Genomic DNA, 23451 nt, shown 5'->3' with positions numbered 1-23451 from the left:
AACGAAATCGCCCAGAACACTTGGTGTTCTGGGCGATTTCGTTATCGCGTGAGGTTAGCCCAGGACCCGCTGCAGGTCCGGAACCATGGCCTGCAACTGCTGACCCCAGTACGCCCAGTTGTGGGTACCGGCATCCGGGAAGTTGAACACGCCGTTGTTGCCGCCCGCGGCGATGTAGTTGTCGCGGAAGGTGATGTTGGTGCGGATGGTCAGGCCCTCAAGGAAGGTGGCAGGCAGGTCGCCGCCGCCGAGCTCGTTGGGCTGGCCGTTACCGCAGTAGATCCACAGGCGGGTGTTGTTGGCCACCAGCGTCGGGATCTGCAGCATCGGGTCGTTGCGCTTCCAGGCGCTGTTCGGGTCTTCGGTCCGGCCCCACATGTCGTTGGCCTTGTAGCCACCGGCGTCACCCATGGAGATGTTGATCAGGAACGGCCACCAGCCCTCGGAGGGGTTCAGGAAGCCCGACATCGAACCGGCGTAGATGAACCGGTCGGGGTGGTAGGTCGCCAGGATCAGCGCGGCGGAGCCGGCCATCGACAGGCCGACAGCGGCGTTACCCGTCGCTGCGACGTCGCGGTTGGCGGCCAGCCAGTTCGGCAGCTCGCTGGTCAGGAAGGTCTCCCACTTGTACGTGGTGCAACCGGCCTTGCCGCACGCCTGGTTGTACCAGTCGCTGTAGAAGCTCGACTGGCCACCGACGGGCATGACCACCGACAGGCCCGAGTCGAGGAACATCTCGAAGGCGTTGGTGTTGATGTCCCAGCCGTTGTAGTCGTCCTGTGCCCGCAGGCCGTCGAGCAGGTACACCGCGTGCGAACCCGGCCCACCGCTCTGGAACTGAACCTTGATGTCGCGGCCCATCGACGGCGACGGGACCATCAGGTACTCAACCGGCAGACCCGGGCGGGAGAAGGCTCCCGCGGTCGCCGATCCGCCGACAACGCCGATCAAGCCAGGCAGCAGCAGGGCTGCCATGGCCGCCACCGTCATCCGGCGCGCCCAACGGCCACGAATCTTGTCAATGAAGGTCATACTGCGAATCCATCCGTCATCCGGTCATTACGCCTGAGGCGCGATCATCGATCATTCAGCGGCACCGCAGCGATGGTTTCACTGCGGCGTCGCGCCCGCTCGACTGAGCCGGTGCCTCGGAAGAGCGGACCGAGAGAATTCAGTTGTTGCGCCATGAGTAAATCATGGGGCTGCAATTAGGGAAAACCCGCGGCGCGCCGTCGAGCAGCGCATCTGTCGAAAACAAAAGGCGCGCGCCGACCCGCCGTCCCCCGGCCGGCAGGGCCGCTGCCTGGGGAAATGCCGATACTTCGCCGAGCGTGCCGCGGCTGTCGCCGAACCGTCGATTCTGATCCGTTCACAAGTGGTGTCCGGAGGGTTATCCGATCGTCGCCGAATACGTATGCCGCCTGACCATACTAAAAAGTATGGTACGTTCCGGCCATGACCTCCAGCACCTCCGTGGCGTCGTCGATCACGGATGAATTCGTCGCGCGATTGGCCGATCGGGCCCGCGAAGCCGAGGAACTACGGCAGCTGCCCCACGCGACCGTCACCGACCTCGCCGAGTCCGGATTCACTGATCTATTGGTGCCCGCGCGCTATGGCGGGGAACAGGCGGATTTCGGAGCCATCCTCGACCCGGTCCGGCGCATGGCGCACGGCTGCGCGTCGAGCGCGTGGACCATCGGCTTCTACGCGCTGCACAACTGGATGCTGGCGTTGTTCGACGAGCAGGCCCAGGCCGAGGCGTACGCGACCCGGCCGTTCCTGGCCCCGGCCCCGCTCGCACCCACCGGACGCGGCGTTCCCGCCGACGGCGGCGTACGTCTCACCGGACGATGGTCGTGGGCGACGGGCGTGATGAACGCCAACTGGATCATGGTCGGCGCACTGTGCGGGCCGGACGACGCGATATATCCCGCTCTGGCCTTGCTGCCCGCCTCCGAGATCCGCGTCGAGGACGTGTGGCACACCGACGGGATGCGGGCCACCGGGTCCAACGATGTGGTCATCACCGACGTCTTCGTGCCCGAGCACCGGCTCGTACGCGTCGTCGACATCTATTCCGGTACCGCGCTCGGCGCGAAGATCCACCATGCGGCCACCTACCGCTGGCCCATGGTCCCCGCGCTCGCCCTGCTGGCGGCGATGCCCGCCCTCGGTAGTGCCGAACGCGCCACCGACGTCTACGCCGAACGACTGGCCCAACGTGTGATCGCATACGAAGGGGTGAAACAGAAGGACAAGCCGGCCGCCCAGGCACATCTCGGCGAGGCGCGGGTGCGACTTCGGGCGTTGCGTGGGCTGTTGGCCGACACCGTCGGACAGATCGAGGACATCCTGGCGACCGGCGACCCGGTGTCACGCGACGTCCGGGGTCAGGCGCGACTGGCCGCGGCCCACATCGTCCACGAGTCGAAAGCCGTCATCGCGCTCCTGCTGGCGTCGTCCGGAGCAAGCGCACACTTCCTCGCCAATCCGCTGCAGCGGATCAGCCGTGACGTCGGTGTGCTCTCCGGACACGTGATCTTCGATTACGACACCAGCCGCGAACTCGCCGGCGCGCTCTCGGTCGGCATGAAGATCTCCCCGATCGCCATGGTTTGAATCGCATAGCCTCGATCGAGTGCCAACGCCTGAACAGATCACCCGCCACCACGATCCCGACCCCGACGAGAACCCGTGGGTCGAGGGGCCACCGTCGCCCGAGTTGATCGAACTCGTGCCGTACAACCCGCAGTGGCCGGCCCGCTACGACACGTTGGCGGCCGACATCCGGGCGGCGATGGGCTCGGACTTGCTCGACCTCGAACACGTCGGCTCGACCGCGGTTCCTGGCCTGGCCGCCAAGGACGTGATCGACATCGATCTCACAGTCGCCGACGCTCGCGACGAAGAGGCATACGTCCCCAGGCTGCAGACCGTCGGCTATCGCCTGACCATCCGCGAACCCGGCTGGCACGAGCACCGCTGCCTGCGTCTCGACCATCCGCGGGTGAATCTTCACGTCTTCGGGCCCGATTGCCCGGAGACGATCCGGCACAAGTTGTTTCGCGACTGGCTGCGCATTCATCCCGACGATCGGATGCGATACGAGCAGGCCAAACGATCCGCCGCGCCCGGCGGCGGCCACGTGATGGATTACAACCTGCGCAAGCAGCCCGTGATCCGCGAGATCTATGACCGGATCTTTCGCGCACACGGATTGCTGTAGGACACCGGCCGGCCGGGGTCGGATCTCTCGCGCGAAGCACTGTACGACGCCCGACGGAGGGCCACGAGCGCGCCAGAGTCGAATCCCGAAACAGTCTTGCCCAGCACCGAAACAAAAAGTAAAGTCACTTTCAGTTTTCGCCGTGAACTCCCTCAGAAAATGCTCAGGAGCTGGCATGGAATCCTTCGTTCACCTCCGCAAAGGCAAGACGCCCAAGCGAATACACGCTGATCTCGACGGCCTCAAGGATGACGAACTCGGCCGCGGAGGATTCGTCGGCCGCACCGCGAACATGTACCGCCGCAACGATCCGACCGCCTACCGGACCGTGGGCCCTCTGCGCCCCACCGACGTGCTGTCCAGTGAGCTCAAGCCCAGCGACAGCACCGACGCTCACGGCGGCCCACTGCTGATGTTCTCCAACGCCGACTGCCAGGTGCTGCTGAGCCGACGCGGCGAGGAGATGCCGTTTTTCGTCCGCTATGTCGACGGCGATCTGCTGCTGTTCGTTCACAAGGGTTCCGGCTTGCTCGAGACCGAGTTCGGGCCGTTGCGCTACCGCGAGGGCGACTGGGTGTACATCCCCAAGGCCTGCACGTTCCGCCAGGTGCCCGACGCGGAGTCCACGTGGCTCATGATCCAGGCGACCGACGATTTCCGCGTACCGCCGGCCGGGACTCTTGGTCGCCACTTCCCGTTCGATCCCGCACAGGTCACCATCCCCGAGCCGGCACCGATCGACGACGACGGCCGCGATGAGTACGAGGTCCGGCTCATCCATGAAGGAGGCCCGACTTCTCTGTTCTACCAACATAATCCGCTCGACGTGGAAGGGTGGCGCGGCGACAACTTCCCGTTCACCTTCAACATCGAGGACTACACCGTCATCACGTCCGAAAGCGTGCACCTGCCGCCGACGGTGCACCTGTTCATGCAGGCAACCGGGGTGTACGTGATGAACTTTCTGCCCAAACCCGCCGAAAGTGTGCCGGGCACCGAACGCACTCCGTGGTATCACCGCAACGTCGACTACGACGAGATCGCGTTCTTCCATGCCGGCTCGCTGTACGGCATCCCGATGCCGCCGGGTCTGATTTCCCATGCGCCACAAGGAGTCCATCACGGCGCACCGGAGAAGGCGCGGGAGCGGGCTCGCCGCAAGTTCGACGAATATGACCGGGTGGACTGGTCGGTGATCGCGATCGACACGCGCCGTCGACTCGTCCCGTCCGCTGAGATTCTGGCCAACGATCTGGGGCAGCACTAGACATGACCACCACCGAAGCGCCTGTGAGATTCGAGTACGACCGCATCCCCTATCTGGTGGCCTACCAGAACAATTCGTCCGTGCGTGACGTCTATGGCGGCGTCGCCGAGCTGGTGGTCCTGGAAAGCTATCTGCTGAAGCCCAAGGCGAGGCCGAGTGACACCGTACTCGTGTTCATGCACCCGATCGGCGGCGGCGCCTACCTGCCGATGATCAACGCGCTGGCCCGCGCCGGACATCACGTCATCTACTGCAACAGCCGGTTCCGCGGAACCGACTCCGCGTTGCTGATGGAAAAGGTGGTCGAGGATCTCGGTGAATGCATCAAGGACGCCAAGAACCGCCTGGGCTACGAGAAGGTGGTGCTCGCCGGCTGGAGCGGCGGCGGCTCACTTTCGGTGTTCTATCAGCAACAGGCGCAGCATCCGACCGTCACGGCGAGCCCGTCGGGCGACGGTCCCGACCTGACCAAGCTCGGTTTGATCCCCGCCGACGGGATCATGTTGCTGGCCGCGCACATCAGCAGACACGGCACCATGACCGAATGGATGGACGCGTCGATCCTCGATGAGAACGACCCGACCAAACGCGACCCAGAGCTCGACCTCTACAACCCCGACAACCCGAACCAGCCCCCCTACACACCAGAGTTCCTGGAGCGCTATCACCAGGCGCAGATCGCGCGGAACCGGCGGATCACCAAGTGGGTCAAGGACAAACTCGCCGAACTCAAGGCAGCCGGCCGGCCCGATGACGAGTTCGCGTTCGTGGTGCACGGCACGATGGCCGACCCGCGCTGGCTCGACCCGACGGTCGATCCGAACGAACGCACCCCGGGAACCTGCTATCTGGGCGATCCTCAGGTGGTGAACATGAGCCCGGTCGGACTGGCGCGGTTCTGCACATTGCGCAGCTGGCTCTCGCAGTGGAGCTACGACGACGCGAACGGCGACGCGGTCAAGGCAGGCCCGGACATCGCGGTTCCGGCTCTCGTCATCGGCAATCTCGCCGATGACGCCTGCACGCCGAGCCACACCCGCCGCCTGTACGAGGCGATCGGACACCCGGACAAGGAGATGCACGAGATTCCCGGCGCCAACCACTACTACTCCGGGCCGGACCAGCGCGACAAGCTGCGCCAGGCCGTCGAAGTCTGTACCGACTGGCTGCACCGGCACGGGTTTTCATCGGCGGGTGGAACCGCGACGCCCGGGGTTTCGGCACAGTGAGCACCGGAGCGCTGGACGGGGTCAGGGTCATCGAACTCGGCACCCTGATCTCCGGGCCGTTCGCCGGGCGGCTGCTCGGCGACATGGGGGCCGAGGTCATCAAGATCGAGCTGCCGAAAACGCCTGACCCACTGCGCACCTGGGGTCAAGCCGAACTCGACGGGCATCACTTCTTCTGGACGGTGCACGCCCGCAACAAAAAAGCCGTCACCCTCGATCTCCGTGCTCCGCGGGGGCGCGAGATTTTCCTCGACCTCGTCGAGCGCTCCGACATCATCGTCGAGAACTTCCGGCCCGGCACGCTGGAGAAGTGGAACCTCGGCTACGACGTTCTGCGGGAACGGAACAAGGGCATCATCCTGGTTCGGGTGTCCGGTTACGGGCAGACCGGACCGGACGCGGGCAAGGCCGGATACGCCTCGGTGGCCGAGGCCGCGAGCGGGCTGCGGCATATGAACGGCTTTCCCGGCGGCCCTCCCCCGCGACTTGCTTTGTCGTTGGGTGACAGCCTGGCCGGAATGTTCGCCGCACAGGGTGCGCTGGCCGCGCTCTACCGGCGTACCGTCACCGGTGAGGGCCAGATCGTCGACACCGCACTGACCGAATCATGTTTGGCCATCCAGGAATCCACCATCCCCGACTACGACGTCGGTGGCGTGGTTCGCGGTCCGTCGGGCACCCGGCTGGAGGGTATCGCGCCGTCGAACATCTACCAGAGCGCCAACGGCAGCTGGGTGGTCATCGCGGCGAACCAGGACACCGTTTTCCGGCGGCTGTGCGAGGCGATGGGCCGCCCGGAGCTGGCCACCGACGAGCGGTTCGCCAATCACCTTGCGCGTGGCCGCAATCAGGACGAGCTGGACAAGATCATCGGCGCCTGGGCGGCCGAACGCGAACCCGGCGAGATCATCGCCACGCTGTCGGAGGCCGGGGTGATCAGCGGCCCGATCAACACCGTTGCCGAGGTGGTCGACGACCCGCAACTGCAGGCCCGCGGCATGATCGCCGATCACTGGGACGAACGCGTCGAACGGGCCGTCAAGGGTCCGGGCATCGTCCCCGTGCTCTCCGAATCACCCGGCAGCATCCGCAACGCGGGTCCGGCCCGGCCGGGGCAGCACAACGACGAGGTGTATCGCGGGCTGCTGGGGCGCAGCGCCGACGAGCTCGAATCCCTACGCGCCGAGGGGGTGCTGTGATGAACCTGCCCGCCCACGTCGACATCCGCGAGGTCTGCCTGCGCGACGGCCTGCAGATCGAGGATCCGATTCCCTTGGCCGCCAAGATCGAGATCCTCGAGGCTATCGTCGCGGCGGGGGTGAAGGAGATCGAGGCGACGGCGTTCGTGTCGCCGTCGAAGGTGCCCGCACTGGCCGACGCGGCAGAACTGGCCGCAGAACTGCACCGGTTCCCCGCCGTGGAGTTCTCGGCGCTCGTGGCGAGCCCGAACGGTGCGAAACGCGCGATCGCCGCGGGGTTGAGCTCGATCGAGTATGTGGTGTCGGCGGCCGACAGCCACAGTCGCGCCAACGTCGGGCGGTCGACTGCCGAGGCGACCATCGCGATAGCCGACGTCACGCGCATCGCGCACGACAGTGACGCCTCGATCGAAGTCATCGTCGCCACCGCGTGGGACTGCCCGTTCGACGGCCCGACGCCGCAGCACCGCGTGCTCGATATCGTCTCCGCGGCCGTCGATCTCGGCGTCGACCGCATCGCGGTGGCCGACACCATCGGCACCGCGACGCCGAAACGGGTCACCGACCTCGTCGCCGCCGTCACACCGCTGCTGGGCGCGACACCGCTCGGCGCGCACTTCCACAACACCCGGGGTTGTGGCCTGGCGAGTGCCTACGCCGCGGTACAGGCCGGGGTGACCCGCCTGGACGCATCGGTGGGCGGTCTGGGCGGCTGCCCCTTCGCGCCGGGAGCCAGCGGCAACATCGCCACCGAGGATCTGGTGTATCTGTTGCGGGACTGCGGCATCGGTGTCGACGTCGACCTGACCGCGGCCATCGACGCGGCTCGGGTGGCTCAGCGAGCCGTCGGGCACGACCTACCCAGCGCGCTACTGCGCGCCGGTGACCGGATCCTGGTCTGAACCCGCCATGGCTGCCGGTGAACTGAGTTCCAAGGGACGCCAGACCCGCTCGGCGATCGAGCTGGCCGCCCGGAAGCTGTTCGCCGAAAGGGGCTTTCACGGCACGACCCTCGCCGACATCACATCCGCGGCAGGCAAGAGCCCGGCGGTGTTCTACCGCTATTTCGACGACAAAGAGGATCTGCTGGCGGCACTCGCCGAATCGTTCCTCCACGACGTCGTCGAACCGTCCGGACTCAACCTGCACCTGCCGGACTCCCCTGACGACACCGAGTTCTTCACAGCCGTCGTCACCGGCTACTGGAACATCTTCAAACAGAACATCGGCATCATGATCGCCGTCGCGCAGTTGGCCGCGACCCAGCAACGGTTCGCCGACGTGCAGAACGAGTTCCGCCGCTTCGGTATCGACATCGTCGCCGCGTCGGTCGAGCGCGCACAGGAACACGGCCACGCCAAAGACCTGAATCCACAACACGTGGCGGCGGCGATCGCGTTGCTGTTCGAGAACTTCACCACGGTGTTCGTGGGTCCCTCCACGCTCGGCATCGAACTCACCGACTCCGAGGCCATCACCACGTTGTCGAAGATCTGGAAGAAAACCCTGTACGGCTTCTGAAGCCAGGAAGAGAGACCACCGTGGATTTCGCTCTACCAGAACATCTTCCAGGTCTGCTCACGGAGATGGACGCGTTCATCGAGGCGGAGATCAAGCCGCTCGAACGCGAACACATCCAGTACTTCGACCAGCGGCGCGAATACGCCCGCACCGACTGGGAGAACGGTGGCATACCCCGGCGGGAGTGGGAGGACCTCCTCGACGAGATGCGTCGGCGCGCCGACGCCGCGGGCTGGCTGCGGTATGGGCTGCCCACCCGGTTCGGCGGCCGGGACGGCAGCAACCTCGACATGGCGGTGATCCGGGAACACCTCGCGCACAAGGGTCTTGGCCTGCACAACGATCTGCAGGACGAGTCGTCGATCGTCGGGAACTTCCCACAGGTCATCATGATGGACCGGTTCGGCACCGAAGCGCAGAAGAGCGAATGGGTGGAGGCGATGCTGACCGGCAAGCGCTCGATGGCCTTCGGGCTGACCGAGCCCGGCCACGGCTCGGATGCCACCTGGCTGGAGACCACCGCGGTGGCCGACGGGGACGGCTGGATCATCAACGGCACCAAGCGCTGGAACACCGGCGTGCACCGGGCTACCCACGACCTCATCTTCGCGCGCACGTCCGGTGAGCCGGGCCAGGCCCGTGGAATCACGGCGTTCCTCGTCCCGACCGATGCGCCGGGCTTTAATGTCCCCTTCTACTGGTGGACGTTCAACATGCCCACCGACCACGGCGAGGTCGAGCTCAAGGACGTCCGGGTTCCTGGCGACGCGGTGCTCGGCGAGGTCGACCGAGGGCTCGAGGTCGGCCAGACCTTCTTGCACGAGAACCGAATTCGCCAGGCCGCGAGCAGCCTGGGGGCCGCCCAGTACTGCATCGACCGCGCCGTCGCCTACGCCGGTGACCGCGTCGTGTTCGGCAAGCCACTGGCGGTCAACCAGGCGGTCCAGTGGCCGCTTGTCGAGTTGCAGACCGAAGCACAGATGGTGCGGTTGCTCGTGCGGTACGCCGCAGCCCAGCTGGACGCCAACCACCACATGGAAGTGTCGGACAAGGTGTCGATGGCCAATTACCGCGCCAACCGGTTGGTGTGCGAGGCGGCCGACCGGGCGATGCAGGTGCACGGCGGCATCGGCTACAGCCGCCATGAGCCGTTCGAACACATCTACCGCCATCATCGCCGCTACCGGATCACCGAGGGCGCCGAGGAGATCCAGATGCGCCGGGTCGCGCAGCGGCTCTTCGGGTTCGGCAAGGCCGCGAAGTGACCGACCTGCCGGGTGCGCTGGCCAAGGTGCTCGCGCCGGTGCTCGGCCCGGACGTGGCCGTCGAGAACCTGCGTGAACTCACTGGCGGCGCCAGCCGCACGACGTGGTCGTTCGATGCCGTCACGTCCTCGGTACGTCGTGCGCTGATCCTGCGCACCGGACCGCCCGACGAAATCCACGCCGGCATGGAGTTGGAGGCGGGCACGCAGCGCGCAGCCGCTGCGGCAGGCGCACCCGTCCCCCATGTCCTCGTCGCCGACAATTCGGCTGGCGCGCTGGGCAATCCGTATCTCATCTGCGATTTCATCGCCGGGGAGACGATCGTGCGGCGCATCCAGCGTCAGCTCGACGACGCCGGGCGCGCCGAGCTGCTCGCCCAATGCGCGCATGCCCTCACCGCGATCCACCGAGCAGAACCACCGGAGCTGCCCGGTTTGTCCGAACAGGACCAGCTGGCCCAGTGGCGCGGTCAGCTCGACGAGATGGGCGACACCACAGCGACTTTCGAGTGGGCGTTTCGCTGGCTGGCGGCCAACCGGCCGCCGCCGTCACCACATCGGTTGGTCCACGGCGACTTCCGGATGGGCAATCTGATCGTCGAGGGCTCCGACTTGGCCGCGGTACTGGACTGGGAGCTCGTCCACCTGGGTGAGGTGTACGAAGACCTGGCCTGGTTCTGCATCCGCGCATGGCGGTTCGGGGCGCCGCAATCCATGGGCGCAGGCGGGCTCGGCAGCATCGAGAGTTTCCTGACCGCCTACGAAGAGGCCGGCGGGATGCCGCTCGACCGCGCTGCGATCCGCTGGTGGCTCGTGCAGGCGACCCTGCGCTGGGGGATCATCTGCCGTTACCAGGCCGAACGCCATCTCAGCGGCCAGACCAGGTCGGTGGAGTTGGCGACCATCGGGCGCCGGGTCTGCGAAACGGAGTGGGATCTGCTCGACCTGCTGGACGGGAGCGCGCCATGAGTGACCGATACGGCCGGCCCACGGCCGCCGAACTCGTCGCCGCGGTGGCCGAGTTCCTCGAGACCGAGGTCCGCGCCGAGACCGGCGGAGCGGTCAATTTCCACGCCCGTGTCGCGGCCAACGCGCTGCGCATGGTCGAACGCGAATTGCTCGCCGGTGATCCGGTCGACTGCGATGCCGCCCTGGCTGAGCTCGGCTTTTCCGGCGAGGCTGCGCTCGCGTCAGCCATCAGGTCCGGCGAACTCGACGACCGCGCCGAGGACGTCACCGCATGTCTACGCGTGCTGGTACGGCAGCGGTTGGCGGCCGCACACCCGGGCTATGACGTGCCCTGAGCGCTCAAAGCCGGCGTGCTCGCGCGAGCCACGCGGGCTCGTCGACATGCGAGCCCGCCGGCAGACCGATGGCCTCGGTCTGGGCCGGGCCGACCACCCCGCGGTAGGTCGTGGTGTCCAGCGCCTCGAGCTCCCAGCCGTCGGCGAACGCACCGCGGATGACGTCCTCGCTGACCTCGGGCCCGAAGCCGCGCCCGGCGTCGGACAGTGCCAGCACGTGGACATACCCGCCGGGCCGGCACGCCGTGTGCAAGCTCGCGACATACGCAGGCCGGTCGGTGTCGTCGAAAATGTGGAACAGCGCGCTGTCGATGATCGTGTCGTAACCCGGCTCGGCATCCAACCGCGTCGCGTCGGCAACCGCAAAACGGGCGTCGACGCCACGTTGAGCTGCGTTCTCGCGAGCCTGAGCAATCGCCTGCGGCGAGAAGTCGATGCCGAGCACGTCGTAGCCGAGGCGCGTCAGCAGCATCGTGTGTTCACCCGTCCCGCAGCCCGCATCGAGCACCTTGCCGCGGATCAAGCCGCGCCGTTCCAGTTCGACGATCGCAGGTTGCGGCTCGCCGATCACCCACGGGGCGGTGCGGGACTCGTACGCTTCATCGAACAGGGAGAGTGCCGGTGTCGTATCCATGGACCAAGTCTTCAACCTCAATGTCGCTTGAGGTCAAGCACCAGCCGGGGAAGGTGAACTGATGCCCGTTACCGACGCTGAGGCCATCGACCAGGTTGCCGATCGGTTGTTCGACGCGATCGAACGCAGCGACCGCGCCACGATCGCCGGGATGTGGGCCGACGATGTCACGGTGTGGCATTCCGGGGACCGCAGCGACAACGAACGCGCCCGCGCCCTGCGGGTCATCGACTGGTTCATCGACGCCACCACCGAGCGCCGCTACGAGGTGCTCGACCGGCAGGTTTTCGACGGTGGATTCGTGCAGCAGCATGTCGTACACGCGACCGGGCGCGACGGTGCGTCGATCGCGCTGCGGGTCTGCATCGTGATCAAGGTGAGACCCGACGGTTTGATCCATCGCATCGACGAGTACTTCGACCCCAAGGACATCGCACCACTGCTCGGCTGAGTTCACCACGGAGGCAACATGACGACGCTGCAGGACATCCTCACCGCCAGTGCGGGCAACTGGACCCTGGCCCCTGACCGGTCCACGGTGACCTTCCGCAACAAGACCATGTGGGGTTTGGCAACCGTGACCGGCAGATTTGCCGAGTTCCGCGGCGAAGGCCGGGCAAACGGCGGGGTGAGCGGCCGGGTGGTGATCAACGCGGCGTCGCTGCGAACCGGAATCCGCAAGCGCGACGAGCACCTGCGCTCCGCCGATTTCTTCGACGTCGACCATCACCCGGAGATCACCGTCGAGGTGAGCGACGCGCAGCCGTCGGGTCCGGCCGATGCCCGGCTGGCAGCGACATTGACCGTTCGGGGTGCGACGCGGCCGATCGAATTGCCGGTCAGCGTGCAGGTTCTGGACGACGGCGCGGTGCAACTGGCCGGGCAGTGCACGGTCGACCGCGGCGAATTCGGCGTTTCGGGCAACCTGCTCGGCATGGTCGGACCGGCGACCGCACTGTCAGCGACGTTGGTATTCGTCCGGGCCTGAAGCGGCGCAACAGGATTCGGCGAGTTGCCCGATCGCCGACCCGGCACGCAGTAGCATCGGCGGCATGGCCGGCCCCGCGCCGCTGCGCATCCTTGTGTACAGCGACAACCCACGCACCCGCGAACAGGTGCGACTCGCGCTGGGCAAACGCGTCCACCCCGATCTGCCGGAGCTCACCTACGTCGAGGTGGCCACCGCGCCGATGGTGATTTCGCAGATGGACGCCGGCGGATTCGACCTGGCGATCCTCGACGGCGAAGCCACACCCGCCGGCGGTATGGGTGTCGCCAAGCAACTCAAGGACGAACTCGACGTGTGCCCGCCCATCCTGGTGCTCACCGGACGTCCCGACGATGCCTGGCTCGCGAGCTGGTCGCGCGCCGAAGCCGCTGTCCCCCACCCGATCGATCCGATCCGGCTGGGCGACGCGGTCGTGCGCCTGTTGCGCGCCCCGGTTCAGTAATTCCAGCGAATTACCCTGTAGCCGTTGGTTCTTCACGGCACGGCTGTGGCGCAGCTGTGCGCTGCCGCGGTATGAAACGATACTAACCAAAATATGTGGCACGGGCCGCAAACCTCGCTAGGCTGTGGGTTAGCTCACATCGACAGCCCACCGAGGGAGCGACCGCGAGGCATGAATCTCTACACGCCGATCCTGGTTCTCGGAGCGATAGCGGCTGCCTTTGCCGTCGTGTCCGTGGTGATCGCCCTCGTCATCGGACCCAGGCGCTACAACCGGGCCAAACTCGAAGCCTACGAATGCGGTATCGAGCCGATGCCGGCCGGCGCGGCCGGGGCCACCGGCCAACGGATGCCGATCCGCTACTACCTCACGGCGATGTTGTTCATCGTGTTCGACATCGAGATCGTCTTCCTCTACCCGTGGGCCGTCGCGTTCGACAGTCTCGGCCTGTTCGCGCTGGTGGAGATGCTGTTGTTCATGCTGACAGTCTTCGTGGCGTACGCGTACGTCTGGCGCCGAGGAGGCCTGAATTGGGACTAGAGGAACGGCTGCCCGGCGGGATCCTGCTGTCGACGGTCGAGACGGTTGCCGGATACGTCCGCAAAGGCTCGCTTTGGCCCGCGACTTTCGGCCTGGCCTGCTGTGCGATCGAGATGATGTCCACGGCGGGGCCGCGGTTCGACATCGCCAGGTTCGGCATGGAACGGTTCTCGGCCACCCCGCGGCAGGCCGATCTCATGATCGTCGCGGGCCGGGTCAGCCAGAAGATGGCGCCGGTACTGCGGCAGATCTATGACCAGATGGCCGAGCCGAAATGGGTGTTGGCGATGGGTGTGTGCGCGTCGTCGGGCGGCATGTTCAACAACTATGCGGTAGTCCAGGGTGTCGACCACGTGGTCCCGGTGGACATCTACCTACCCGGCTGCCCGCCCCGCCCGGAGATGCTGCTGCATGCAATTCTCAAGCTGCACGACAAGATTCAGCAGATGCCGCTCGGGGTGAACCGAGCGGAAGCCATCCGCGAAGCCGAACAGGCCGCGCTCTCCGTCACCCCGACCATCGAGCTCAAGGGGTTGCTGCGGTGAGTACCTCCAACGAATCCTCCAACGGCACCAACGGCATCCGGAACGGGATCGGCGACACGCCCGAGGTGATCGGTGTGCGGCGGGGCATGTTCGGCGCCAAGGGCACCGGTGACACGTCCGGCTACGGACGCCTCGTCCGTCCGGTGGCCCTCCCGGGGAGTTCTCCCCGGCCGTACGGCAGCTACTTCGACGAGGTGGTCGACCAACTGGCCGCGGTCCTCGGCGAGGAACGCTACGCCGTGTCGATCGAGCGCGTGGTGGTGTACCGCGACGAGTTGACCCTCGAAGTGAGTCGTGTCCAACTGCCCGCGGTGGCAAGCGTGTTGCGTGACGATCCCGCCCTGCGTTTCGAGTTGTGCCTCGGGGTGAGCGGCGTGCACTATCCCGACGACACCGGCCGCGAACTCCATGCGGTGTATCCGCTGATGTCGATCACGCACAACCGGCGGATCAGGCTGGAAGTCGCCGCACCCGACGCCGATCCGCACATACCGTCGCTGTACGCGATCTACCCCACCACCGACTGGCACGAACGCGAGACCTACGACTTCTTCGGCATCGTCTTCGACGGCCATCCGGCACTGACCCGCATCGAGATGCCCGACGACTGGGTGGGCCATCCGCAGCGCAAAGACTATCCGCTGGGCGGAATTCCGGTGGAGTACCACGGCGCCCAGATCCCACCGCCAGATCAGCGGAGGTCCTACAACTGATGAGCACCTCAACCATGCCGCCCGAGGGCGGAGAAAAAGTCGTCGTCGTGGGCGGCGCGGACTGGGACGAGGTGGTGGCCGCGGCCCGGTCGAGCGCCGCCGCCCAGGCCGGCGAGCGGATCGTCGTCAACATGGGCCCCCAGCACCCGTCGACACACGGGGTCCTCCGGCTGATCCTCGAAATCGAAGGCGAGATCATCACCGAAGCCCGTTGTGGCATCGGCTATCTGCATACCGGCATCGAGAAGAACCTCGAATACCGCAACTGGACCCAGGGTGTCACGTTCGTCACCCGGATGGATTACCTCTCACCGTTTTTCAACGAGACCGCGTACTGCCTCGGGGTCGAGAAGCTGCTCGGCATCACCGACGACATCCCCGAGCGCGCCAGCGTCATCCGCGTGATGCTCATGGAGCTCAACCGGATCAGCTCGCACCTCGTGGCATTGGCAACCGGCGGGATGGAACTCGGCGCGATGAGCGCGATGTTCTACGGTTTCCGCGAACGCGAGGAGATTCTGCGGGTCTTCGAGACCATCACCGGGTTGCGGATGAACCACGCCTACATCCGGCCCGGCGGCCTGGCCGCCGACCTGCCCGACGAGGCGATCGGCCAGGTACGCGACCTTCTCAAGCTGCTCCCGAAACGTCTGCGCGACTTGGAGAATCTGCTCAACGAGAACTACATCTGGAAGGCCCGCACCGTCGACGTGGGCTACCTCGACCTCACCGGCTGCATCGCGCTCGGCATCACGGGCCCGGTGCTGCGATCCACCGGCCTGCCACACGATCTGCGCAAGGCGCAACCGTACTGTGGTTACGAAAACTACGAATTCGACGTCATCACCGACGACCGGTGTGACTCCTACGGCCGCTACATCATTCGTGTGAAGGAAATGCGGGAGTCGCTCAAGATCGTCGAGCAGTGCGTGGACAAGTTGGAGCGGCTCGGCCCGGGACCGGTGATGATCACCGACAAGAAGCTGGCGTGGCCTGCCGATCTCAAGCTCGGCCCGGACGGTTTGGGCAACTCGCCCGAACACATCGCCCGGATCATGGGCCGCTCGATGGAGGGGCTGATACACCACTTCAAACTCGTCACCGAAGGCATCCGGGTGCCGGCGGGTCAGGTCTACGTCGCGGTGGAATCGCCGCGTGGCGAGCTCGGGGTGCACATGGTCTCCGACGGCGGAACCCGGCCGTATCGGGTGCACTATCGCGACCCGTCGTTCACCAACCTGCAAGCCGTGGCGGCGATGTGCGAAGGCGGCATGGTGGCCGACGCGATCGCGGCGGTGGCGTCGATCGACCCGGTCATGGGAGGGGTTGACAGGTGACAGAAGTGTTCCTGGAACTGGGGCAGCGCCCCGACGAAGCGGGCCCGCCGATCAACGGGCCCGTGGCATATCCCGACGATGTGACGACTCGCCTGCGCGCCGACGCCGAGCAGATCACCGCCCGCTACCCTGATGCCCGATCAGCCCTGCTTCCCCTGCTGCACCTCGTGCAGGCCGAGGACGGGTACCTGACACCCGCCGGAATCGCTTTCTGCGCCGACCAATTGAGCCTGACCGAGGCCGAGGTCACCGCGGTGGCCACGTTCTACTCGATGTACCGGCGCACACCTACCGGCGATTACCTCGTCGGCGTGTGCACCAACACGCTGTGCGCGATCATGGGCGGCGACGCGATTTTGGACGCGCTGCAGGATCATCTGGACATCCACGCCGGACAGACGACTGCCGACGGTCGGGTCACGCTCGAGCACATCGAATGCAATGCCGCCTGTGATTACGCGCCGGTCGTGATGGTCAACTGGGAGTTCTACGACAACCAGACTCCTTCGTCGGCGCGCGATCTCGTCGACGGGCTGCGCAGCGGTGACGCACCGGCACCCAGTCGCGGCGCGCCGTTGTGCAACTTTCGCGAGACCGCACGCACGCTGGCCGGGCTGGGTGACCCCCGCGTACCCGGCGGCGCGCCAGGCGATGCCACACTCGCGGGCCTGCGCGTCGCGCGGGAACGCGGCATGACGGCACCCGACAGCAACGCATCCGCGTCCTCGGAGGAGACCGTCGACGACGAGCAGGTGGCCGCGGAGGCCACGCAGGACGCGCCGGCGCCCGGGCCGTCCGCGACCGTGCCGCCAGAGCCCAACACCACCGAAACCGACCCGGACGCAACGGATTCGCGCTCATGACCGCACTGACGCCGGTACTCAGCCGGTTCTGGGACGAACCCGATCCGTGGACGTTGGACACCTACCGCCGTCACGACGGCTATCAGGGGTTGCAGCGTGCCCTGTCGATGGCACCCGACGATGTGATCGCGCTCGTGAAGGATTCCGGCCTGCGCGGCCGTGGGGGCGCCGGATTCCCCACCGGCACGAAGTGGTCGTTCATCCCCCAGGGCGACGAAGGGGCCGGCGCGAAGCCGCATTACCTGGTGGTCAACGCCGACGAGTCCGAACCCGGCACCTGCAAAGACATTCCGCTGCTGCTGACCACTCCGCACTTCCTGATCGAGGGCGTGATCATCGCGGCGTACGCGATCCGCGCCAAGCACGCGTTCATCTATGTGCGCGGCGAGGTGGTTCCGGTGTTGCGGCGCCTGCAGGCCGCGGTCGCCGAGGCCTACGACGCCGGGTATCTCGGCTCGAACATCCTCGATTCCGGGTTCGACCTGGAGCTGACGGTCCACGCCGGCGCGGGCGCGTACATCTGCGGCGAGGAGACCGCGCTGCTGGATTCCCTGGAAGGCCGGCGCGGACAACCTCGTCTGCGGCCGCCGTTCCCGGCCGTCGCCGGCCTGTACGCCTGCCCGACCGTGGTCAACAACGTCGAATCCATCGCGAGCGTCCCACCCATCCTGGTCAACGGAGTCGACTGGTTCCGCTCCATGGGATCGGAGAAATCCCCTGGTTTCACGTTGTATTCGCTGTCGGGCCATGTCAATCGGCCCGGACAGTACGAGGCGCCGCTCGGCATCACGCTGCGCGAACTCCTCGGCTATGCCGGTGGCATCCGAACGGGACACACCCTGAAGTTCTGGACACCGGGCGGATCCTCGACGCCGCTGCTGACCGGTGAACATCTCGACGTGCCACTGGATTACGAAGGCATGGCGTCGGTGGGTTCCATGCTGGGCACCAAGGCATTACAGATCTTCGACGAGACGACGTGTGTGGTGCGGGCCGTGCGCCGCTGGACTCAGTTCTACGCGCACGAATCCTGCGGCAAGTGCACGCCGTGCCGCGAAGGCACCTACTGGCTCGCACAGATCTATGCGCGGCTGGAGAACGGGTCCGGCGGGCAGGAGCGCAGCGACCGGGGAATCGGTGGAGCGTCCGAGGCCGACATCGACAAGCTGCTGGACATCTCCGACACGATCTTCGGCAAGTCGTTCTGCGCGTTGGGTGATGGCGCTGCGAGCCCGATCATGTCGTCCATCAAGCACTTCCGCGACGAATACGTGGCGCATCTGAGCGGCGGGTGCCCATTCGATCCACACGCCTCGACGTTGATGGCGACCGAAGAGGTCGGTGTGTAGATGTTCATTCGGCGAGCAGACACGCAGGTACCCGAAACGCCGCCGGTAGGGGTACCCACGCGTCTTCTCGCGCAGGGAAAGGGGGCACGTCGATGACGCTGGCCGAACCGACCAAGGACAGCCCGCCGGTGGAAATGGTGTCGCTGACCATCGACGGGCATGAGATCAGCGTTCCCAAGGGCACGTTGGTGATCCGCGCCGCCGAGCTGATGGGCGTCCAGATTCCCCGGTTCTGCGATCACCCCCTTCTCGATCCGGTCGGGGCGTGCCGGCAGTGCCTGGTCGAGGTCGAAGGTCAGCGCAAACCGATGGCGTCGTGCACCACCACCGTCATGCCGGACATGGTGGTGCGCACCCAGTTCAGCTCCGAGGCCGCCGACAAGGCGCAGCGCGGGGTGATGGAGCTGCTGCTGATCAATCATCCCCTGGACTGCCCGGTCTGCGACAAGGGCGGCGAATGTCCGCTGCAGAACCAGGCGATGTCCAACGGGCGTCCGGAGACCCGGTTCGAAGACGTCAAACGGACCTTCCCCAAACCGATCAACATCTCGTCCCAGGTGCTGCTGGACCGCGAGCGGTGCGTTCTGTGCGCCCGCTGCACGCGGTTTTCGGCACAGATCGCCGGCGATCCGTTCATCGACTTGCTCGAACGAGGGGCGCTGCAGCAGGTCGGCATCGCGCCCGGCGAGCCGTTCCAGTCTTATTTCTCCGGCAACACCGTTCAGATCTGCCCCGTGGGCGCACTGACCGGCACCGCGTACCGGTTCCGGGCCCGCCCCTTCGACCTCGTCTCGAGTCCGAGCGTGTGCGAGCACTGCGCGTCGGGATGCGCGCAGCGCACCGACCACCGGCGTGGAAAAGTCATGCGCCGGTTGGCCGGTGACGATCCCGAGGTCAACGAGGAGTGGAACTGCGACAAGGGCCGCTGGGCCTTCACCTATGCGACTGTCGGCGATCGGATCACCACACCGCTGCTGCGGGACAACGGGGCATTGCGTCCGGCGTCGTGGTCGGAAGCGCTCGGTGTGGCGGGAGCGGGACTCCTCGCGGCGGCCGGTAGCACCGGCGTGCTCGTGGGTGGTCGGTGCACCGTCCAGGATGCGTACGCGTACTCGAAATTCACTCGGATGGTGCTCAACACCAACGACATCGACTTCCGTTCGCGCCCGCACTCCGCGGAGGAGGCCGAATTCCTGGCCGCGCAGGTGGCCGGTACGGCGATGGCGCTGCGCTACGCGGAACTCGAACAGGCGCCGACGGTGCTGCTTGCCGGTTTCGAGCCCGAAGAAGAATCGCCGATCGTGTTCCTGCGGCTGCGCAAAGGTGCCCGCAAGAACGGGGTTCGGGTGCTGTCGGTGGCGCCGTTCGCCAGTCGCGGGCTGACGAAGATGGCGGGCACGTTGATCCCCGCCGCGCCCGGCGGCGAAGCCGCGGCCCTGGACAGCCTCGCCGACGACGACCGGCTGCGCCGGCCGGGTGCGGTCATCCTCGTCGGCGAACGGCTGGCCACCTCACCGGGCGCGTTGTCCGCCGCCGTGCGGCTTGCGGCCGGCACCGGTGCCCGGCTCGCGTGGATTCCGCGGCGAGCCGGCGAGCGTGGCGCAGTGGAAGCCGGTGCGCTGCCCAATCTGCTGCCCGGCGGCCGTCCGGTCGCCGATGCGACCGCCCGCGCACAGACCGCCGACGCCTGGAACACCGGAGAATTGCCGGGATCGCCAGGGCGTGACGGCGCCGAGATCCTCGCCGCAGCCGCCGACGGCAACCTCGCGGCCCTGCTGATCGGCGGCGTCGACATCGCCGATCTGCCCGATCCTGAGCTGGCACTCAGCGCGTTGCGCATGACGCCGTTCGTGGTGAGCCTCGAGTTGCGCGAGAGCGCGGTCACCGATCTGGCCGACGTGGTGTTCCCCGTCGCACCGGTGGTGGAGAAGGCCGGTGCATACGTCAACTGGGAGGGCCGATTCCGGCCGTTCAAGCCGTCGCTGCAGTCCAACGCCATACCGGACCTGCGGGTGCTGCACTATCTCGCCGACGAAATCGGCGTCGACCTCGGCCTCACGACCGCAGATGCCGCCGACGCCGAACTGACCCGTCTCGGGGCATGGACCGGCGCGCGCGCACCCGCACCAACGGTGCCGTCGGCCGAGCCGGTCGAGCCCGGACCCGGTCAGGCGGTACTTGCCAGCTGGCGCATGCTGCTCGACGCAGGCCGGCTGCAAGACGGTGAACCGCACCTGGCCGGAACCGCCAGGCCGGCCGTCGCGCGGCTCTCCGCGGCGACCGCCGCCGAAATCGGCGCGGCCGATGGCGATCCGGTGACAGTCAGCACTGACCGCGGTGCGATCACGCTGCCGCTGGCGATCACCGACATGGCCGACCGCGTGGTGTGGCTGCCGATGAACTCCCCCGGCTCGGCCGTGCACGCCCAACTCGGGGTGACGGCAGGCGCCCTGGTATCGATCGGACGGGCCACCTCATGACACATCCGGACCCGACGCTGTTCGGCCACGACCCGTGGTGGCTGATCCTCGCCAAAGCACTCGCAATCTTCGTGTTCCTGCTCCTGACGGTGCTGTCGGCGATTCTGATCGAACGTAAAGTCCTGGGCCGCATGCAGATGCGGCCCGGCCCCAACCGCGTCGGCCCGTGGGGCCTGCTCCAATCGCTGGCCGACGGCATCAAGCTCGCGCTGAAAGAGGGCCTCACCCCGGCCGGGGTGGACAAGCCCATTTACCTACTGGCCCCGGTCATCTCGGTGATCCCCGCGTTCATGGCGTTCGCGGTCATCCCGATGGGCGGCGAGGTGTCGGTGTTCGGGCATCGCACCCCGCTGCAGTTGACGGACCTGTCGGTGGCGGTGCTCTACATCCTTGCGGTCACCTCGATCGGCGTATACGGCATCGTGCTGGCCGGCTGGGCATCGGGCTCCACCTATCCCCTGCTGGGCGGCCTGCGCTCGAGCGCGCAGGTGATCTCCTATGAGATCGCGATGGCGTTGTCATTCGCCGCGGTGTTCCTCTACGCGGGCACGATGTCGACGTCGGGCATCGTCGCCGCGCAGGACGGTACGTGGTTCGTCTTCCTGCTGCTGCCGTCATTCCTGGTGTACGTGACGTCGATGGTCGGCGAAACAAACCGGGCCCCATTCGATCTGCCCGAAGCCGAGGGTGAGCTCGTCGGCGGATTCCACACCGAGTACTCGTCGCTGAAGTTCGCGATGTTCATGCTCGCCGAGTACGTCAACATGACCACGGTCTCGGCCCTCGCCACGACGATGTTCCTCGGCGGGTGGCACGCACCGTTCCCATTCAACATGATCGACGGCGCCGACAGCGGCTGGTGGGCGCTGCTGTGGTTCACCGCGAAGGTGTGGGCGTTCATGTTCTTCTACATCTGGCTGCGCGCGACACTGCCCCGGCTGCGCTACGACCAGTTCATGGCACTGGGCTGGAAGGTCCTCATACCCGTGTCACTGGCCTGGATCATGATCGTCGCGACCACGCACAGCCTGCGCGAACACGGCTACCACAACTGGGCGACCTGGCTGGTCACGTCAGCCGTGATCGCGATCGTCGTGCTTGCCTGGGCGTTGTGGAAAGCCCTGCGCCGCAGAACTGTTCAACCGGTGCCGCAGCAGAGTTCGGGGGCCTATCCCGTGCCACCGCTGCCGGCTGCCAGCAAGGAGACCGCTGATGCCTAAGTTCCTCGACGCGCTCGCTGGGTTCGCGGTGACGTTCGGTTCGATGTTCAAAAAGCCGCTCACCGAGGAGTATCCCGAGAAACCCGGACCGGTCGCGCCGCGCTATCACGGCCGCCACCAGCTCAATCGATATCCCGATGGGCTGGAGAAGTGCATCGGATGCGAATTGTGTGCCTGGGCCTGCCCGGCCGATGCGATCTTCGTCGAAGGCGCCGACAACGCAGCGGGCGAACGCTTTTCGCCCGGCGAACGCTACGGCCGGGTGTACCAGATCAACTACCTGCGCTGCATCGGCTGCGGGTTGTGCATCGAAGCCTGCCCCACCAGGGCGTTGACGATGACCAACGAATACGAGATGGCCGACGACAACCGGGCCGATCTGATCTGGGGCAAGGACAAGCTGCTCGCTCCCCTGCAGCCGGGCATGCAGGCACCGCCGCATGAGATGGCGCCCGGCAGCACCGATGACGACTACTACCTGGGCAAGATCACCCCGATCACGGAGGACGTTCGATGACGCCGGAGGTGGTGCTGCTGGCGGAGCATGTTTCGCGGCTCGCCGCCGTCGACGGTGTGGCCCGCACGTCGACCTCCGAGGCCGTGCTGTTCTGGATTCTCGGGGCGGTCGCGGTGCTCGGGGCGATCGGGGTGGTGGCCGCGCCGAAAGCCGTGTACTCGGCGGTGTTTCTGGCGTGCACGATGATCGTGCTCGCCGTGCTCTACATCGCCCAGGACGCGCTGTTCCTCGGTGTCGTGCAGATCGTCGTCTACACCGGCGCCGTCATGATGCTGTTCTTGTTCGTGCTCATGCTCATCGGCGTCGATCTGTCGGAGTCACTCGTGGAAACCCTGCGCGGGCAGCGCGTCGCGGCACTGGCCGCCGGAGTGGGTTTCGGAGTGCTCCTGATCGCGGGCATCGGCAACGTCTCGGTCGCCGGGTTCACCGGCCTGGCCGAGGCCAACGCCGGCGGCAACGTGGAAGGCCTGGCAGCACTGATCTTCACGCGCTACCTGTGGGCGTTCGAGTTGACCAGCACGCTGCTGATCACCGCAGCACTCGGGGCGATGGTGCTCGCGCACCGCGAGCGCTTCGAACGCCGCAAAACTCAGCGGGAGCTGGCCGTCGAGCGATTCCAGGGCGGCGGACACCCGACACCGTTGCCGAATCCCGGCGTCTATGCGCGGCACAATGCCGTCGACATCCCGGCGCGGCTGCCCGACGGTTCGGACGCCGCGATATCGGTCAGCTCGATCCTTCCGCAGCGGGCGATGAGCAATTCGAGGAACGGGGAGGGGTGATGCCAGG

General features: G+C 66.5%; 25 protein-coding genes. 23 read left to right on the top strand and 2 right to left on the bottom strand.

The window, feature by feature from the left end; translation table 11 throughout:
* Nucleotides 1-54 precede the first annotated feature (54 nt).
* The gene (locus tag AWC31_RS15120; protein ID WP_067856681.1) at nucleotides 55-1032 is read right to left on the bottom strand and encodes an esterase family protein; all 978 of its coding nucleotides are present in this window, start codon (nucleotides 1030-1032) and stop codon (nucleotides 55-57) included.
* A 423-nt stretch (nucleotides 1033-1455) separates the two neighbouring features.
* On the opposite strand from AWC31_RS15120, the gene AWC31_RS15115 reads away from it, so the two are divergent.
* From AWC31_RS15115 to AWC31_RS15070, 10 genes are all read left to right on the top strand, one after another.
* On the top strand, nucleotides 1456-2622 hold the full coding sequence (locus AWC31_RS15115; protein ID WP_085144977.1) for an acyl-CoA dehydrogenase family protein: 1167 nt from the start codon (nucleotides 1456-1458) through the stop codon (nucleotides 2620-2622).
* 19 nt (nucleotides 2623-2641) lie between these two features.
* Entirely contained in the window at nucleotides 2642-3229 is a 588-nt protein-coding gene (locus AWC31_RS15110) for a GrpB family protein (RefSeq protein ID WP_085144976.1), read from the top strand.
* Nucleotides 3230-3404: 175 nt separating this feature from the next.
* The gene (locus AWC31_RS15105) at nucleotides 3405-4496 is read left to right on the top strand and encodes a homogentisate 1,2-dioxygenase (RefSeq protein WP_085144975.1); all 1092 of its coding nucleotides are present in this window, start codon (nucleotides 3405-3407) and stop codon (nucleotides 4494-4496) included.
* A gap of 2 nt (nucleotides 4497-4498) precedes the next feature.
* Entirely contained in the window at nucleotides 4499-5725 is a 1227-nt protein-coding gene (locus AWC31_RS15100; protein WP_085144974.1) for an alpha/beta hydrolase family protein, read from the top strand.
* On the top strand, nucleotides 5722-6924 hold the full coding sequence (locus AWC31_RS15095) for a CaiB/BaiF CoA transferase family protein (RefSeq protein ID WP_085144973.1): 1203 nt from the start codon (nucleotides 5722-5724) through the stop codon (nucleotides 6922-6924). Before AWC31_RS15100 ends, AWC31_RS15095 begins: the two co-directional genes overlap by 4 nt.
* On the top strand, nucleotides 6924-7826 hold the full coding sequence (locus AWC31_RS15090; protein WP_085145469.1) for a hydroxymethylglutaryl-CoA lyase: 903 nt from the start codon (nucleotides 6924-6926) through the stop codon (nucleotides 7824-7826). Before AWC31_RS15095 ends, AWC31_RS15090 begins: the two co-directional genes overlap by 1 nt.
* 7 nt (nucleotides 7827-7833) lie before the next feature.
* Entirely contained in the window at nucleotides 7834-8445 is a 612-nt protein-coding gene (locus AWC31_RS15085) for a TetR/AcrR family transcriptional regulator (protein ID WP_085144972.1), read from the top strand.
* A 20-nt stretch (nucleotides 8446-8465) separates the two neighbouring features.
* The gene (locus AWC31_RS15080) at nucleotides 8466-9710 is read left to right on the top strand and encodes an acyl-CoA dehydrogenase family protein (protein ID WP_085144971.1); all 1245 of its coding nucleotides are present in this window, start codon (nucleotides 8466-8468) and stop codon (nucleotides 9708-9710) included.
* Between the two features lie 5 nt (nucleotides 9711-9715).
* Nucleotides 9716-10678 carry a phosphotransferase family protein gene (locus AWC31_RS15075; RefSeq protein WP_085145468.1) on the top strand — a complete coding sequence of 321 codons (963 nt, stop codon included), beginning with the start codon at nucleotides 9716-9718 and terminating at the stop codon, nucleotides 10676-10678.
* The gene (locus AWC31_RS15070) at nucleotides 10675-11013 is read left to right on the top strand and encodes a DUF6285 domain-containing protein (protein WP_085144970.1); all 339 of its coding nucleotides are present in this window, start codon (nucleotides 10675-10677) and stop codon (nucleotides 11011-11013) included. Before AWC31_RS15075 ends, AWC31_RS15070 begins: the two co-directional genes overlap by 4 nt.
* A gap of 4 nt (nucleotides 11014-11017) precedes the next feature.
* Here the strand turns inward: AWC31_RS15070 and AWC31_RS15065 are convergent, their stop codons facing one another.
* Entirely contained in the window at nucleotides 11018-11647 is a 630-nt protein-coding gene (locus tag AWC31_RS15065; RefSeq protein WP_067856653.1) for a class I SAM-dependent methyltransferase, read from the bottom strand.
* Nucleotides 11648-11708: 61 nt separating this feature from the next.
* Between AWC31_RS15065 and AWC31_RS15060 the strand changes: the two genes are divergently transcribed.
* The 13 genes from AWC31_RS15060 to AWC31_RS15000 all read left to right on the top strand — a co-directional run bounded on the left by AWC31_RS15060 (nucleotide 11709) and on the right by AWC31_RS15000 (nucleotide 23444).
* Complete coding sequence (locus AWC31_RS15060; RefSeq protein WP_085144969.1) at nucleotides 11709-12098, top strand: nuclear transport factor 2 family protein; 390 nt, start codon at nucleotides 11709-11711, stop codon at nucleotides 12096-12098.
* An 18-nt stretch (nucleotides 12099-12116) separates the two neighbouring features.
* Nucleotides 12117-12635, top strand: coding sequence for a YceI family protein (locus AWC31_RS15055; RefSeq protein WP_085144968.1), 519 nt, complete (start codon nucleotides 12117-12119; stop codon nucleotides 12633-12635).
* Nucleotides 12636-12699: 64 nt separating this feature from the next.
* Nucleotides 12700-13098, top strand: a complete 399-nt coding sequence (locus AWC31_RS15050) for an Rv3143 family two-component system response regulator (protein WP_067856644.1) — start codon at nucleotides 12700-12702, stop codon at nucleotides 13096-13098.
* A 171-nt stretch (nucleotides 13099-13269) separates the two neighbouring features.
* Nucleotides 13270-13638 carry an NADH-quinone oxidoreductase subunit A gene (locus AWC31_RS15045; protein WP_067856642.1) on the top strand — a complete coding sequence of 123 codons (369 nt, stop codon included), beginning with the start codon at nucleotides 13270-13272 and terminating at the stop codon, nucleotides 13636-13638.
* Complete coding sequence (locus AWC31_RS15040; protein WP_067856638.1) at nucleotides 13629-14183, top strand: NuoB/complex I 20 kDa subunit family protein; 555 nt, start codon at nucleotides 13629-13631, stop codon at nucleotides 14181-14183. The genes AWC31_RS15045 and AWC31_RS15040 overlap by 10 nt, the downstream gene beginning before the upstream one ends.
* On the top strand, nucleotides 14180-14896 hold the full coding sequence (locus AWC31_RS15035; RefSeq protein ID WP_085144967.1) for an NADH-quinone oxidoreductase subunit C: 717 nt from the start codon (nucleotides 14180-14182) through the stop codon (nucleotides 14894-14896). The genes AWC31_RS15040 and AWC31_RS15035 overlap by 4 nt, the downstream gene beginning before the upstream one ends.
* Complete coding sequence (nuoD, locus tag AWC31_RS15030; protein ID WP_085144966.1) at nucleotides 14896-16233, top strand: NADH dehydrogenase (quinone) subunit D; 1338 nt, start codon at nucleotides 14896-14898, stop codon at nucleotides 16231-16233. Before AWC31_RS15035 ends, nuoD begins: the two co-directional genes overlap by 1 nt.
* Nucleotides 16230-17096 carry an NADH-quinone oxidoreductase subunit NuoE gene (nuoE, locus tag AWC31_RS15025; protein WP_067856629.1) on the top strand — a complete coding sequence of 289 codons (867 nt, stop codon included), beginning with the start codon at nucleotides 16230-16232 and terminating at the stop codon, nucleotides 17094-17096. Before nuoD ends, nuoE begins: the two co-directional genes overlap by 4 nt.
* Nucleotides 17093-18445 carry an NADH-quinone oxidoreductase subunit NuoF gene (nuoF, locus tag AWC31_RS15020; protein ID WP_085144965.1) on the top strand — a complete coding sequence of 451 codons (1353 nt, stop codon included), beginning with the start codon at nucleotides 17093-17095 and terminating at the stop codon, nucleotides 18443-18445. The genes nuoE and nuoF overlap by 4 nt, the downstream gene beginning before the upstream one ends.
* Before the next feature lie 92 nt (nucleotides 18446-18537).
* Nucleotides 18538-20925: an NADH-quinone oxidoreductase subunit G gene (locus AWC31_RS15015; protein WP_085144964.1), complete on the top strand. Its 2388-nt coding sequence runs from the start codon at nucleotides 18538-18540 to the stop codon at nucleotides 20923-20925.
* Entirely contained in the window at nucleotides 20922-22145 is a 1224-nt protein-coding gene (gene nuoH / locus AWC31_RS15010) for an NADH-quinone oxidoreductase subunit NuoH (RefSeq protein WP_085144963.1), read from the top strand. Before AWC31_RS15015 ends, nuoH begins: the two co-directional genes overlap by 4 nt.
* Nucleotides 22138-22662: an NADH-quinone oxidoreductase subunit NuoI gene (gene nuoI / locus AWC31_RS15005; RefSeq protein WP_085144962.1), complete on the top strand. Its 525-nt coding sequence runs from the start codon at nucleotides 22138-22140 to the stop codon at nucleotides 22660-22662. The genes nuoH and nuoI overlap by 8 nt, the downstream gene beginning before the upstream one ends.
* A complete protein-coding gene (locus AWC31_RS15000; RefSeq protein ID WP_085144961.1) occupies nucleotides 22659-23444 on the top strand; it encodes an NADH-quinone oxidoreductase subunit J in 786 nt (261 codons plus the stop codon). The genes nuoI and AWC31_RS15000 overlap by 4 nt, the downstream gene beginning before the upstream one ends.
* Nucleotides 23445-23451: the final 7 nt, after the last annotated feature.

The sequence above is a fragment of the Mycolicibacterium wolinskyi genome (assembly GCF_002101965.1).
Classification (GTDB): Bacteria; Actinomycetota; Actinomycetes; order Mycobacteriales; family Mycobacteriaceae; genus Mycobacterium; species Mycobacterium wolinskyi.
The sequence above is the reverse complement of the archived record's forward strand: the minus strand, read 5'-3'. Positions and strand labels throughout refer to the sequence as shown.